The sequence below is a fragment of the Micromonospora sp. NPDC023869 genome, assembly GCF_055559695.1.
In genome coordinates, this window is record NZ_JBVHKD010000007.1 from 149,157 (window position 1) to 163,010 (window position 13,854).

14 protein-coding genes and 1 other RNA gene are annotated in these 13,854 nt (G+C 68.5%); 9 read left to right on the forward strand and 6 right to left on the reverse strand.

Annotated elements, in window-relative coordinates; all coding sequences use genetic code 11:
* Positions 1-198: 198 nt before the first annotated feature.
* Positions 199-870: a bifunctional DNA primase/polymerase gene (locus tag ACZ31C_RS20405; RefSeq protein ID WP_396752092.1), complete on the reverse strand. Its 672-nt coding sequence runs from the start codon at positions 868-870 to the stop codon at positions 199-201.
* 251 nt (positions 871-1,121) lie between these two features.
* Between ACZ31C_RS20405 and ACZ31C_RS20410 the strand changes: the two genes are divergently transcribed.
* The 5 genes from ACZ31C_RS20410 to ACZ31C_RS20430 all read left to right on the forward strand — a co-directional run bounded on the left by ACZ31C_RS20410 (position 1,122) and on the right by ACZ31C_RS20430 (position 6,056).
* Positions 1,122-2,351, forward strand: coding sequence for a helix-turn-helix domain-containing protein (locus tag ACZ31C_RS20410; protein ID WP_465796635.1), 1,230 nt, complete (start codon positions 1,122-1,124; stop codon positions 2,349-2,351).
* 13 nt (positions 2,352-2,364) lie between these two features.
* Positions 2,365-2,937: a flavoprotein gene (locus ACZ31C_RS20415; RefSeq protein WP_396693296.1), complete on the forward strand. Its 573-nt coding sequence runs from the start codon at positions 2,365-2,367 to the stop codon at positions 2,935-2,937.
* Between the two features lie 291 nt (positions 2,938-3,228).
* Complete coding sequence (locus ACZ31C_RS20420; RefSeq protein WP_465796636.1) at positions 3,229-4,116, forward strand: Nif3-like dinuclear metal center hexameric protein; 888 nt, start codon at positions 3,229-3,231, stop codon at positions 4,114-4,116.
* Positions 4,113-4,850, forward strand: coding sequence for a zinc ribbon domain-containing protein (locus ACZ31C_RS20425; protein WP_465796637.1), 738 nt, complete (start codon positions 4,113-4,115; stop codon positions 4,848-4,850). Before ACZ31C_RS20420 ends, ACZ31C_RS20425 begins: the two co-directional genes overlap by 4 nt.
* A 3-nt stretch (positions 4,851-4,853) precedes the next feature.
* Positions 4,854-6,056 carry a bifunctional RNase H/acid phosphatase gene (locus tag ACZ31C_RS20430; RefSeq protein WP_465796638.1) on the forward strand — a complete coding sequence of 401 codons (1,203 nt, stop codon included), beginning with the start codon at positions 4,854-4,856 and terminating at the stop codon, positions 6,054-6,056.
* Positions 6,057-6,165: 109 nt separating this feature from the next.
* Here the strand turns inward: ACZ31C_RS20430 and ACZ31C_RS20435 are convergent, their stop codons facing one another.
* Complete coding sequence (locus ACZ31C_RS20435) at positions 6,166-6,681, reverse strand: mycothiol transferase (RefSeq protein WP_465796639.1); 516 nt, start codon at positions 6,679-6,681, stop codon at positions 6,166-6,168.
* Positions 6,682-6,774: 93 nt separating this feature from the next.
* On the opposite strand from ACZ31C_RS20435, the gene rnpB reads away from it, so the two are divergent.
* An RNA gene (rnpB, locus tag ACZ31C_RS20440) (RNase P RNA component class A) lies at positions 6,775-7,194 on the forward strand.
* Positions 7,195-7,781: 587 nt separating this feature from the next.
* Positions 7,782-9,533, forward strand: a complete 1,752-nt coding sequence (locus tag ACZ31C_RS20445; RefSeq protein WP_465796640.1) for a GmrSD restriction endonuclease domain-containing protein — start codon at positions 7,782-7,784, stop codon at positions 9,531-9,533.
* A gap of 194 nt (positions 9,534-9,727) precedes the next feature.
* Here the strand turns inward: ACZ31C_RS20445 and ACZ31C_RS20450 are convergent, their stop codons facing one another.
* Positions 9,728-10,087: a hypothetical protein gene (locus ACZ31C_RS20450; RefSeq protein ID WP_465796773.1), complete on the reverse strand. Its 360-nt coding sequence runs from the start codon at positions 10,085-10,087 to the stop codon at positions 9,728-9,730.
* Between the two features lie 217 nt (positions 10,088-10,304).
* A complete protein-coding gene (locus ACZ31C_RS20455) occupies positions 10,305-11,081 on the reverse strand; it encodes a GntR family transcriptional regulator (RefSeq protein WP_465796641.1) in 777 nt (258 codons plus the stop codon).
* A 501-nt stretch (positions 11,082-11,582) separates the two neighbouring features.
* Between ACZ31C_RS20455 and ACZ31C_RS20460 the strand changes: the two genes are divergently transcribed.
* Entirely contained in the window at positions 11,583-11,783 is a 201-nt protein-coding gene (locus ACZ31C_RS20460) for a hypothetical protein (RefSeq protein WP_465796774.1), read from the forward strand.
* A gap of 136 nt (positions 11,784-11,919) precedes the next feature.
* Positions 11,920-12,714: a hypothetical protein gene (locus ACZ31C_RS20465; RefSeq protein ID WP_465796642.1), complete on the forward strand. Its 795-nt coding sequence runs from the start codon at positions 11,920-11,922 to the stop codon at positions 12,712-12,714.
* Positions 12,715-12,827: 113 nt separating this feature from the next.
* Here ACZ31C_RS20465 and ACZ31C_RS20470 read toward each other — a convergent pair whose 3' ends face one another.
* Together ACZ31C_RS20470 and ACZ31C_RS20475 are read right to left on the reverse strand one after the other, a co-directional pair.
* On the reverse strand, positions 12,828-13,292 hold the full coding sequence (locus ACZ31C_RS20470) for a roadblock/LC7 domain-containing protein (RefSeq protein ID WP_465796643.1): 465 nt from the start codon (positions 13,290-13,292) through the stop codon (positions 12,828-12,830).
* Positions 13,289-13,660: a hypothetical protein gene (locus ACZ31C_RS20475; RefSeq protein WP_431727568.1), complete on the reverse strand. Its 372-nt coding sequence runs from the start codon at positions 13,658-13,660 to the stop codon at positions 13,289-13,291. Before ACZ31C_RS20475 ends, ACZ31C_RS20470 begins: the two co-directional genes overlap by 4 nt.
* Between the last annotated feature and the right edge of the window lie 194 nt (positions 13,661-13,854).

The following is a 13,854-nucleotide window of genomic DNA, read 5'->3' on the forward strand; positions in this document are numbered from 1 at the left end:
GCGAGCCCGGTGGTCGGGTGGCCGCCCAGCGGCGTCCGGGCCGGTGCCGGCGAGGCGGTTCGGCCCCGCCCTGGTGCTGCTCCGTGTGGTCGGTGGACATCGGATCCCCGCTCCCGGCGCGGGCGCGCCGTCGTGGTGCTCAACGAGCAATTCCCGTCGGGCGTCGCTGTCGGGTACCCCACCGAGTCGTCAGGTGGCTCAGCGGCCGCGTCGGGGCAGCGGCAGGTGGCCCGGGACCAGCGCGGAGGTCAGCGTGACGCCGCTGGCCCGCAACTCGTCGACGAGCGTGTTCTGCACCAGGTACGAGTCGGGGAGCTGCCAGCGGGCCTGCTCCGGCGCGACCGCCCAGCGGACCGGCCCCTCGGGCAGCCGGGTGGGTGGTGCCGGCACCCACGATCCGGGCCCGTGCCGCACCACGTGGAAACAGTGCTCCAGCTCGGGGCGCAGCGGGTCACCGGGGCGCACCAGGAACATCCAGCGTCCGATCGGGGTGACCAGCACCGGTCCGCGTACGCCGGGACCGACCGGGTGCGACCGGACCGCGTCGAGCACCCGGCGGCCCAGGTGGGCGGCGACCTCCAGCACGTCGAACGCGCGGCCGGTGGGCAGCAGGATGCCGTGCGGGCGGGACCGCCACCAGGTGGCCACCCGGGCCGGGTCGGCGCTGGCCGCGTGCTCCCAGTCCTCCAACGCCGGGTGGCAGCCGACCGTCGGGCAACCGGCCCGGCCGCAGACGAAGCGACTGCGCGCCAGGCAGGCGCCGGGGGTCACCTCCCAGCCGTGCAGCGCGTACCGCACCGCGACGCGGCGCAGCCGGACCCGCTCCAACGGCGACAGTCGTGCCACGCTCGGTGCGACATTCCCCCACATTGGTGCCATCTCCCCTCGCCGGGCCGACCGGCACCAGCACATACGTCGAACAGCGTCACTGCCGTGGTCTGCGATCGTTTATTTGACAAAGTGGCCGATGCAACTTGCACGAAAAGTACGAGGATCGGCCGTACGGCTGACGCACAAGCAGTGCGACCAGCGAAAACCTGACGTACGGATGGATGGCCGCACCCGCGGATCAGCCCCCGGCTCCTGGCCAGGGCTCCAGCAGCAAGGGGAGGACTGGCGACATGGACGAACTGCCCATCGGGCGGCGGGTGGCCTACTGGCGTGGGCGGCGCAAGATGTCGCAACAGGTCTTCGCCGACCGACTGGGCAAGTCCAAGAGCTGGGTCGACAAGATCGAGCGCGGCGTGCGGCGGCTGGACAAGTTCTCCGTGCTCTACGAGATCGCCGACATCCTCCAGATCGACGTGCAACTGCTGCTCGGCAAGGACCCGGAGCGGCGTACCGACACGATGAACTGCATCGACCAGGTCGAGGTCGAGGAGATCCGGGCCGCCCTGGAGCGGTACGACTCGATCAGCGCCTACTTCGACGCGAAGCCGGACCCGCCGCCGCTCGCCGACATGGGCAAGGCCGTCACCCACGCCTGGCTCACCTACCAGTACGGCCGCTACGGCATGCTGACCCGGGCGCTGCCGAAGCTGCTGCGCGACGCCCAGGCGGCTGACGCCGCGTACGGCGGTGAACAGGCCCGACGCGCCGCGAACCTGCTCGGGCAGGTCTATCAGATCGCCTCCTCGGTGCTGCGCAAGCTGGGGGAGTGCGACCTGTCCTGGCTGGCCGCCGACCGCTCCATCGCGGTCGCCCAACGCGCCGACGACCAACTGCTCGCCGGGATCGCCACCACCCGGGTCTGCAACGCCCTGCTCGCCATGGGGCGTCCCCGCTCCGCGCTGGAACTCAACGTCCGCATCGCCGACCGGATCGCGCCGGGCGGCGGCAACGACAGCAAGGCCGACCGAGTCTCGGTCTACGGGATGTTGCTGTTGCAGGGCGCGATGGCCGCGGCGCGTACCGGCGACACCTCCACCTGCGCGGACCTGCTCGCCGGCGCCCGCGAGGCCGCCCTCGAACTCGGCAGCGACCAGAACCACTACTGGACGTCGTTCGGGCCGACCAACGTCGAGCTGCACCGGGCGGCGGCCGCCGTCGAGCTGGGCGACGGCGGGCGGGCCGTCGAGATCCACCGCACCAGGATCGTCAACCTGCCGTTCGACGCCATGCTGCCCGAACGCCGCGCCCATCACCTGCTCGACCAGGCCCGCGCCTACAACCAGATGGGCGACATGGCCAACGCCGGGGAGATGCTGCTGCGCGGTGACCGGCTGGCGGCGTCGGAGATCCGCTGCCGGCCGATCGCCCACGAGGTCATGTCCGAGGTCCTGCGTCGCACACGGGGTGCGCCGCCTTCTCCGATCGCGGAGTTGGCTGAGCACATGGGAGTAGGAGTATGAACTCGGAGCCGGCATGACCGGTTCGCACCGCCACGACGGGCACCAAGAGGTGCTGTACATCATCGCCTGCGGTTCGCCGTTGGCCCGAGACGTGGGCCGGCTCGTGGAGCTGGCCCAACAGGACGGCTGGGACGTCTGCGTGATCACCACGCCGGACGGCGCCAAGTTCGTCGACCGCACCTCGCTGGCCCGCCAGACCGGCCACCCGGTGCGTACGCACTACAAGAACCCGGGGGACCCGGACGTCCTGCCGTCGGCCGACGCCATCATCGTCTGCCCGGCCACCGTCAACACGGTCAACAAGTGGGTGGCCGGCATCGCCGACACCCTCGCCCTCGGGTTGCTGGTGGAGGCACAGGGACGGGGTGTGCCACTGGTCGCCGTGCCGTACACCAACGCGGCGATGGCCGCCCACCCGGCCTTCCGCACCGGGATCGCCCGACTGGCGGAGTGGGGGGTGACCGTGCTCTTCGGTGACGACGTCTTCCCCCTGCACCCGCCCGGGACCGGAGAACGCCACCAGCACGCCTTCCCCTGGGCCCTGCCGCTGACCGCCCTGCGCGACCAGCTCTGCCGGACCGGGTGAACCTCGGGCGGCACGCCGGGTGGGCCTGGTGAAAGGAAGGGCACCTTATTAACGCCTCCGGTAGTACAGGGGTCCCCTGCAATCACCCCACCACCCCGGATGCCGCAACCTGCAACCCCGCAGCCCGGGCCGTGGCCACCGCCACGGCCCGGGCGCGTCCCCGACGACACCCCGCCGGGAACGCGCCCGCCGAGACGCCGACGCCGGTAGTGCCTGCGGAGGCGGGTGAGATGTCCGGGGTCGGCCGGGTGACGTCCCGGAGCGCCGCCGACGCCGGTAAGCTGGCGCGCCGTGAGCACAACCGCAGCCGTGCCGACCGTCGCCGACGTCGTGGCCGAGCTGGAGCGGCGCTATCCGACCACCTGGGCCGAGGAGTGGGACAAGGTCGGGCTGGTGCTCGGCGAGCCCGACGCCCCGGTCCGCCGGATCCTCTGCGTCGTCGACGTGGTCCCGGAGACCGTCGCCGAGGCCCTCGCCGCCCGCGCCGACATGATCATCGCGCACCACCCGCTGTTGCTACGCGGCGTCTCGTCGGTGGCGCCGACCACGTACAAGGGTCGGATCATCCACCAACTGATCAAGGCCGACGTCGCGCTCTACGTCGCCCACACCAACGCCGACGTCGCCGTACCCGGAGTCTCCGACGCCCTCGCCGACCGGCTCGGCCTGACCGACCTGCGCCCGCTGCAACCGTCCCGGCCGGGCAGCCCCGCCGCCGGTGAGGGCCGAGGCGCCGGGCGCATCGGCGAGCTGCCGCAGCCGCTGACCCTGGCCGAGCTGGCCCGGCACGCCGCCGCCGTGCTGCCGGCCACCGCCATCGGCGTACGCGCCGCAGGCGACCCGGACCGCACGGTGCGTACGCTGGCAGTCTGCGGCGGTGCGGGGGACAGTTTCCTGGCCGACGCGACCGCCGCCGGGGTGGACGCGTACCTCACCGCAGACCTGCGTCACCACCCGACCGGCGAACACCTCGCCACCGGTGGACCGGCGCTGCTCGACGCCACCCACTGGGCCACCGAACGGCCCTGGCTCGACGACCTGGCCACCGGGTTGCGCGCCACGCTGCCGGGCGTCGAGACCCTGGTGTCCGACCTGGACACCGACCCGTGGACCGTACACGCCGCCTCACCCGCCGCCCCGGAGCGATCCGCAGCGGACGACAAGGAGCCCCGACCGTGAAGGCTGACCCCCAGGTCCAGCGCCGCCTGCTCGACCTCCAGGCGATCGACACCGCCCTCGCCCAGCTCGCCCACCGCCGCCGGGCGCTGCCCGAGCGCGCCGAACTGGAGGCCCTCGCCCGGGAGCTGTCGTCGCTGGAGGACGAGCGGGTCCGCGCCCAGGTGGCCGTGGACGACCTGGACCGTGACATCGCCCGGTTGGAGAAGGACGTCGACCAGGTCCGCGCGCGCAAGAAGAAGAACGAGGACCGCCTCGCCGCCGGTGGCGGTCCGGCCCGCGAGCTGGAGGCGCTCCAGCACGAGCTGGTCTCGTTGAACCGCCGGCAGAGCGACCTGGAGGACGCCGAGCTGGAGCTGATGGAGCAGCGGGAGACCGCCCAGTCGACGCTCGACGGGGTGGAGCAGCGGCTGGCCGAGGTGCGCGAGCGGCGGGCCGCCACCGAGCAGCGCCGCGACGAGGCCCTGGCCGAGATCGGCCGCGAGGAGGAGTTCAAGCGCTCCGCCCGGCAGCCGCTCGCCGGTGATCTCCCCGCCGATCTGGTGCAGCTCTACGACAAGATCCGCACCGACACCGGGCTGGGTGCCGCGCTGTTGACCGCCGGCCGCTGCGGCGGGTGCCGCCTGGACCTCTCCGGCGCCGACCTGGCCCGGATCCGCAAGACCGACCCCGACGAGGTGGTCCGCTGCGAGGACTGCCGCCGGATCATGGTCCGCACCAACGAGTCCGGGCTGTAGCCGGTGGCACCGCGTACCGTGCTGGTCGAGGCCGACGGCGGCTCCCGGGGCAACCCCGGCCCGGCCGGCTACGGCGCGGTCGTCCGTGACCAGGCGACCGGCGAGGTGCTGGCCGAGTGCAGCGAGTCGATCGGCACCGCCACCAACAACGTCGCCGAGTACCAGGGCATGATCGCCGGTCTGACCGCCGCCGCCGAACTGGGCGCCCGCGAGGTCGAGATCCGGATGGACTCCAAGCTGGTCGTCGAGCAGATGTCCGGCCGCTGGCAGATCAAGCACCCCGGGCTGCGTCCGCTCGCCGCCCAGGCCGCCCAGATCGTCAGCCGGTTCGACGCGGTCCGCTTCACCTGGATCCCCCGGGACCGCAACACCCACGCCGACCGGCTGGCCAACGCCGCCATGGACGCCGCCGCCACGTCGGGCACCGCCACACCGAGCGTCACGCCACCGCGTACCGTCGAGTCACCGCGCCGCCTCGGCGGTCCGGAACCGGCCGGCGGCGGCGCGAGGCAGGTCGCCGCCCGCGCCGAGTCGCCCGGCACCGACCCGAGCAGCGCCCCGGTCTCCTGGGAGCCGCGTCCCAGCTTCACCGCAACCCGGCTGATCCTGGTCCGGCACGGCGAGACCGAGTACACCGAACAGGGCCGCTACTCCGGACGCGGCGACATCCCGCTCTCCGCGAAGGGCAAGGACCAGGTGCGGGCCACCGCCGCCCGGGTCGCCGCGCTCGCCCCCGACACCGCCGCCGTGGTCAGCTCACCGCTGTCCCGCTGCACGGCGACCGCCGAGGCCATCGCCGCCGCGATCGGCGACATCCCGGTACGCCGCGACGACGAGCTGATCGAGTGCGACTTCGGCGCCTGGGAGGGCCGGACCTTCGCCGAGGTACGCGAACAGTGGGGCGGTGAACTCGACGCCTGGCTGGCCTCGCCCCGGATCGCCCCACCCGACGGCGAGTCCTTCGACGAGGTCGCCCAACGCTGCACGCGGGTGGTGGAGCGACTGCTCGCCGCGTACCCCGGTGAGACCGTGGTCGTGGTCTCGCACGTCTCGCCGATCAAGCTGATGCTGCGCGACGCGCTCGCCGCTACCGACGCCTTCCTGCACCGCCTCTACCTCGACGCCGCCGGCATCTCCATCCTCGACCGCTGGCCCGACGGCGGCATAGCCGTCCGCTCCGTCAACGAAACCCCCTACCTCCCCTAACCAGCCGGGGTCGGCCTGCGCGGTTGATCAAGAGCTTTGGGTCACCGTTCGCCGGTGAATCACCACCAAACCTCTTGATCAACCCCAGGGGGTACGGGGGGTGGGAGTGTTACTCGCCGAGGGGGCCGTTGGCTAGTTCGGTGACGATGTCCAGGTGGCCTAGGTGGCGGGCGTACTCCTGGACCAAATGGAACAGCACCCGCTCCAGGGAGGCCGGGTCTGCGCCGTTCCAGCGGGGGCCGGGGGCGCCGACGGCGGTCAGGTCGGCGCTCTGCACCACCGTGCGGGTGTGGGTGCCCTGCGCGCGCAACTCGTCCGCCAGCTCCGCCAGACCCGTCTCCGGCGGTACGTGCCAGCGCTCGTTCCGCCAGTCGCCCCACGGCTCCGGCACCGGTTGCCCCTGGAAGCCCCACTCGATCCAGCGCAGCTCGACGAAGCGCAGATGCCGCAGCAGCTCCAGCGGAGTCCAGCCCGACGGCAACCGGCTCGCCCGCACCTCCGCCTCGGGCAGCGCCGACACCTTCGTCAGCACGCTCTCCCGGAAATAGTCGAGGTAGCGCAGGAACACCTCAGCCCGTCCGTCGGCCGGGACCGTAGGCTCGGGAAACGGCGGCAGCGTCGTCATCGGCCCATTATGCGTACCCCCGGACGACCGGCCTGCGGTCCTGCCGGCGCAATAGGCGGCGACCCGGTGTCGTTAGGATGAGCGTGCGACGGACGAGTCGACCGGGCGGTCGCGTCGGCGGGCTGCGGCCCGCCGCCGAGGAACGTCCGGACTCCACAGGGCAGGGTGGTTGTTAACGGCAACCCGGGGCGACCCGCGGGACAGTGCCACAGAAAACAGACCGCCGACCCCCAACGGGGACGGTAAGGGTGAAACGGTGGGGTAAGAGCCCACCAGCACCCCGGGTGACCGGGGTGGCTCGGTAAACCCCACCCGGAGCAAGGCCAAGTAGGGCCGTCACCGCAAGATGACGACCTGCGCAGACGCTTGAGGGCTGCCCGCCCGATGTCTGCGGGTAGGCCGCACGAGCCTGTCGGCGACGGCAGGCCGAGATGGATGGCCGCCGCCGGTGCGAACCCCCGCAAGAGGGGTACGTGCCGCGCACAGAATCCGGCGTACAGGTCGACTCGTCCGTCGCCCACCAGTTCAGAGCCCCGATCAAGGCTCTGAGCTGGTCGTTTATCTGGTGCCGTTGATTGACCTTGGTCATCGTTGGCGACGTCTGATGGCCCAGAGACGGCCCGGAAAACGCTGACTCTCCGATCCTTGGCGGTGGCCTTGGTGGGGCTCTGCGGCGGCCTAGTCTTCATCAACGGCGGGCGACGTGGGGGAAGGAGCCGGGTACCTCTTGGCGCGGCAGGCGGAAGCCCCAACTACTCGGTCAGGCCGACCCGCCGGCTTCCGTCATGGCCTCGCTGGGGCTGGTTCCTCCTGTGCGGTGGGGCGGTGTCCCGGCGGCCGTCGGTGGCTCATCGCCGACGCCCCGCACCGCACGGAGCGCGACGCCTTGATCAAATAGAAGGATTCGGCAGTGACGCGGCAAGGCGAGTGTCAGCGTCAGGCAAGACTCGGCAAGCCTCCGGGCCCGGTGGGCAGCAACTGAAAATCTGTCGTGTCAAACTTGCTTCAACGGCGTACAAAATGCACGATCGATTGCCTGTGCACGTGGGGATTCTGGGGTAGCAGATGGGGTGGATGGATTGAGCATTACGCCAAGAGGCATGAGTGTTCAAGAAGCTTACCGGCTTTTCCGAGATGACGTTCTTCTTGTCGACCGTCGCTATCAGCGCAAGCTCGTATGGACAGTGTCTGAGAAGGAACTCCTCATTCAGAGCATCCTTGAAGGTTACCCGATCCCACTGATCCTGTTTGCTGAGCGCCCCGAGAGTCACGGCAAAGGGAAGTATGCGATTATCGACGGCATGCAGCGCCTCGATGCGATCTTCTCGTTTATAGAACAAAGGTTCGCGTTCAGGGGGCGATACTTCGATGTTGAGCAGAACGCCAGGGCGAAGCAGACGGCGGAAGAGGGGGGATTTTCGCCTCAATTATTAGCTCATACGCTGAGTCCGAAAGAGTGTGCCGACATCCTGGATTATCAGCTTGCTGTTACTGTTTATCCGGCTTCTATCGAGCAGCAGATCACCCAAGTCTTTAGTCGAATCAACGCTAGCGGGCGTCAGCTTAGCGCGCAAGAAAAGCGTCAAGCGGGAGTGATCAACCCATTTACGGAGCTCGTCAGGGGCATTGCGAGTAGTCTGCGCGGTGACGTCTCAGCAGACCTTCTCTTGCTGCGCCAGATGCCTTCTGTGTCAATTGACTCCGTGCGAGAGCGGCAGCAGTACGGCGTCAAGGCGGATGAAACGCTTTGGTGTCAGCAGGGCGTATTGGCGGTGAAGCAGCTTCGGGAGGGCGAAGACGAGCAGATGATCGCAGATATTGCTGCATCTGTGCTCTTTGGTGAACCGCTGGCGGTTAGCAAGGAACTTTTGGATGACCTGTATAATCCGGAATCTGCGGAGTATGAGCGACTTCTGACGCGCCTTGCTGCGCATGGGCCGGAGAAGCTGTCGGGTGAGCTTGAGGCCGTATTTTCGGTTCTAAGTGACGTCCTTGAGACCGCTCTTCCTGGGCAGAACGGCCTGCGAAATCTTGTTCGGGGGTCGGGCTCGAACCCAATCAAGACGCCTTTCTATGCCATATTTATGGCATTCTATAAACTGATTGTTGAGCAGGAAAAGGCTCCGGCTGATTACTCGGGCATCGTTAACGCGCTCTCGAACGTAAGTGGACGCCTTACCACCGGCAGGCACTACGTCTCCGTTGACGACAGGAAGAAGAACATCAAGCTTGTGGTGGGCTTGATTGAAGAGTTCTTTGCCCACAAGGTTCCACCGGTGTTCGGTCATGGGCCTGGCCTTGCGATGGATTTCGAAAATGCTCTTCGTCGGTCAAAGATCGAGACCGCGAAGTATGAGTTCAAGCAAGGCGTTCTCGGGCTTGATCATGCCCGTGATTGGGAGGAGTCATTGCCTGACCGGCTGGCAGAGACGGTCTGCGCGATTGCGAATACCAATCCTCATTCTGATGGGTACCTCTTAATCGGAGTGGCTGACACTGAAAAGGACGCGCGGCGAATCGAAAGCCTAGATAAGGTGGCGACCAAGGTGGTCGGCAGCTATCACGTTGTAGGCATCGACCGGGAAGCTAGGGCTAAAGGAATATCTGTCGAGGCATATGTCGAAAAAATCGTGAGCTGGTTCCGTAATTCCGGACTTAGCGAACCGCTGAGCACTGGACTGCTAGCCAGTATTGATACGATTGACTATCGCGGGCTGTCGGTCATCCGCGTGCGTGTTCCGGCTCAAAAGGAAATCTCATTCGTGCGGGACCAGGCTTTTGTTCGTTCGGGCTCATCGAAGATGGCGGTGGAAGGAAGACAGTTGGCAGCCTTGGTGAAGTCCTTCCATTAAGTAGTCTTTGTTCGGCTTGGCCCCAGGTCAGTGGGCGTTTCACCGTCATAATCCGGCATACAGGTCGACTCGTCCGTCGCCTACCAGCTCTAGTTGAGGCTCTGAGCTGGCTCCGAGAGCCGTTCTCAACCGATGTGACGAGTGGCTTCGATGCGATGCAGGATGGGACGTCCGCTAACCGCCGTCCCTGCTGATCACTGCGACCGGAACTCGTGGACGATCTCGATCGCACCGACGATGTGCATGTTGAACTCGTCCAGTTCCTCGGCGGGTACCCACAACTCCAAGATGGTGTCGCCACCGACCTGGCGGATGGGGTAGCGGCTCAGGAAGTCCGTCTCGACGTGGAAGCGGGTCACGTACCCCGAACCGGACGCGGGCACGTTCCAGTCCCGGGCGATTTTGATCGCGTAGTCCTCGTTCAACACCGGGTAGAAGATCGGCTGATCTGGCAGGCGCGGCGGCCACTGCCGCCACCCCGAGGCGCGGACAAGCTCCAGCTCCTGCGGCCCGGTCGGGCGCCACAACACCGTCGTACCCACGCCACTGCTCATCTCGACCCCGCCGCTCCCGTCGATCGTGAGCCCGGACAGTACCGAGCCGCCCGCGACCGACACCACCGCATTCACCGCTGGCCACGGTGAGCCGATATGGCCAAAGCGCTGCCCCTCGCCTCGAACCATGGAGGGCGGCTCGCGCTGGCGGTCGGCGAGCATTCTCGTTCGTGGCGGTAGGTGCCGGTGAAATACTCCGCCGGCATCCAGCAGCGACCTAACCCAGGTCGATTCGATAGTCCAGGCTGACCCTGTCGGCGGGGATGGTGATGTCCGCGACCTCAAGCACCCGCTCTCCGGCGTAGGTCTGCCGGGTGACGACGACCACCGGCACGCCGCCGGGAATCCGCAGGGTGTCGACCTCGTCGGGTGCGGGCATCCTCGCCCGGACCTGCTCCCGCACCGAGGTGATCGTGTGGCCCAGGCTGTGAAGTTGCGCGGTGTTGCCACCAGGCCACGGCTCGTTGGCGGGGTCGGCCACAGGCGTACCGGCCACCATCTCCAACAACAGGTATGAGATCGACATCTGCTGCGGCGTGCCGTGTGTCCGGAAGACGAAGCGGCGTTCGAGCAGCATCGTGCCCGGCTCGACGCCGAAGAGGTCAGCGATCGTCTCGCTCGCGGGCGTCTCCTGGAAGGTCTTGTCCAGGGTGTACGCCGACCACGGGATCTGCTGGTCCGCCGTGAACGACGTACCCAGTTCGCCAGAGCGGACCTGGTCGAGTTCTTTGCGATAGCGGTCGGAGCCGAGACGCCGTACGGGCAGAGTGGGCCGCGCGTACGTCCCGCGTCCCATCTCGGTGACCACCAGGCCTTCGGCGCGCAGCAGGGCGAGCGCCTCCCTGGCCGTTCCGCGCGCCACGGAGAACTCGGCCATCAGGGTCGATTCGCTCGGCAGGAGCGCCCCGGGCGGAATCGCGCCGGACATGATCCGGCGGCGCAGTTCTTCCGCCATCAACCGGTATCGGGGTGGCTCTGGGTGCGGGGTAGGCACGTCCGCCACCGTACCGCCGATCTTCCGGAGTCTCTTCTGCGCCGCACCCCTCGGCGAGCCTGTCTAGACAGGCTGACTGGACGGGTTTAGTGTTGCGATGCAACCGGCACGGAGAGTGACCTAGGGGTAGGTGTCCGTGTCGGTTGCCCCCTACGACTTCCGGAGGCAGCCCGTGACACGGTCGAAGTGGTTCCATAGGCCGGACGAGCCCATCGACGTCGTCTGGCAGGTGACCTCGGTCGATCAAGAGCGCGTCCGAGCTGGACTGGCGCGCAGCGGGCCGACGAGCCAGCGTCCCTACCACCGTCCAGGTTCTGGCGAGAGGCCGGACGGCTCTGCCGATGACCCGGCCTGAGGTCCCGTTCCGTGTCGAACTCGCGTGGTCGGTCATCGACGCCCACCACAAGGGCGTCTGTACGCGCTGTCAGCCGCACACCGCCTGCCCGAGGCTCGAAGACGCCGCAGCGACCGTCAACGCCTGGCGTACCTCGGTCGGGAGAACTGCTCTACCTCACCCGGGCGGCCAGTCCGCAGTTCCACAGACCGATCCACTTCCGACTGATCAAGGTTCTCGACTGGACGACGTTCGACGGCTGGATCTGGCTTGAGGGCTACCAGCTCGACAAACGAGGCGTGGCCGTCGAGCGGCGGTCGGTGTTTGTCCTCGTCGCCGGTCTGAGAATGGCCACCGACGTGACGTGACGCGAGTCCGACGCATGAAACTACGCCTGCTCCGCGTGCTGAGGGCGGCGGCTGCTGGCGTTCGTGCGGTAGACAGTTCGACGGACGCGAGTGGGCTTTCCGTGCCGAGGTGCGGGACTGGTGGAGGGTTGGCGGGATGGGCGAGAGAGGCGACCTCACCCGGTACGCGTACTGGTCGGAGCGGCGGGTGCGGTCCATCGCCGAGGACGGTGGGATCGACCTCAGGCCACGGTGGTGGTCGAAGGTGGCCCTCTCGGTGTCGCTACTCAGCTCCACTGCCGAGTTCGGGCGGGAGCCTCGTGCGCTCTTTCGGAACGAGATCGCGGACCGGATCGAGCGCGGGATCGGGGATCTGGCGGTGGAGGACTTCGTGACACCGCCGACGGTCCGCTTCGCCAAGGGGCGGGGCCAGGTCGAGTTCACGCGTCTGGTCGGCTGCAAGCCGCCGCGCGTCGTCGTCGGCGTCCGGTCGGTGGCGTCCGACGGTAGCCGCGTCGCCGTCTGCCTCTTCGGCAGTACGGACAACCTCGCCGGCTTCGTGAGCGCGGGTGAGCAGCACGCCGGCCACCGTGGAGGGGGCAGTTCGTCGGAGTCGTCGATCAGCGGTTGGCTGGTGAGCGGGTTCCCGAAGGACTGGTCCGGGCCGGTCGACTCGCAGTCGGTCTCGCGCGAAGCCGTGGCCGTCGCGTTCGGCAACGGTGCGGGCGGCGGCAGGCCGTCGCGGCGTGACCGGGAGCAGCCAGAGTTCAGCTTCGACCAGGTGACCGACTCGGAGTGGTTCGCTGAGATCTACAGCGACGTGGTGCTCGTCCCGGATTGGTGGACCGAACGGGCGTCGGTCGACCGGGTGCTGATCGGCGCTCCGCTGTGGGTGCGGACTCCGCGCGGGCGGGACGATCGTCGTCGGGCGATGAACGCGACGGGTGGCTAGGGTGGTGGGCTCACCGCCATCGTGTGGCGAGGAATCACGCGCGGCGCGTGGCGCACACGATGGCGGTGAGCCCGGCTTGCGGCAGAACGTCAGACCTGGGCGGGCAACCGGGGTCAGACCTGCGCGAGCAGGGCGGCGAGGCGTTCCGCCACGGGTGGGGCGTGCAGGTGGAGGCGGGCTACGTTGATCGCGTCGGCGCCGACCACGGAGAGCAGGGCCTGCGGGCCGACGGCGTACACGGAGAAGTAGCCGCCCTGGTTGCGGACGGTGGACTGCTGGAACTCGCCCTGGCCGAGTCGGAGGCTGACCTGCCGGCCGAGGCCGAAGGTCGCCGCCGCCATCGCGGCCAGGTCGTCGGGGTCCAGCCCTGGTGGTACGTCGTGGGTGATGAGCAGGCCGTCCACGCCGCCGAGGACGCTTCCCTGTACGCCGGGGATCTGGAGGCGCAGCTCGGCGAGTTCGGTGCCGATGGCCGGGTACGGCAGTTTCGGGTTGCCGGCCAGCGACGGGGGGAGCCGGGGCGGTGGTGGGGCGGCCGGGCGTTGCGCGGTGCGGCGCGGTAAGAAGGTCTCGCTCACAGTTCGAGGCGCTCCTCGATGCTGCGCAACTGGTGCCGGGCCAGAGCCAGGTTCGAGCGGGTCTTGCTCAGCATCAGATAGAGGAACAGGCCCTTGCCGTTGGCGCCGTTCAGCGGCCGGATGATGTGGTACTGACCGCCGAGGGTGATCAGCATGTCCTCGATCTCGTCGTTGAGCTTGAGCATCTCGATGGTCCGCATCTTGGCGCGTACCACGTCGGTGTTGCCGGCGGCGGCGACGGTCAGGTCGATCTCCGGTGTGCCGCCCGCGACGCCGAGTGTCATCCCGCTGGTGTAGTCGACGAGCGCGACGCCGATCGCGCCGTCGATCGTCATGGCGTCCTTGAGGGCGGTGTCGAGGTTGGCCATGGTGCCTCCAGGTTCGACTGGCGTCCGAGTCCGCGCCAGCTCGTGGTCGTCACCGGGGGCCGGGCCCCGGGTGAGGAAATCTCGGACGAGGGTGGCACACGCGACACGTGCTGTGCACCCGGGGCAGCGCGATCGGACTGAGCGGGCCACGCTCGGTGACCGGCGGGCCGGACGAGTTCGTCGCTGCGGCTGAT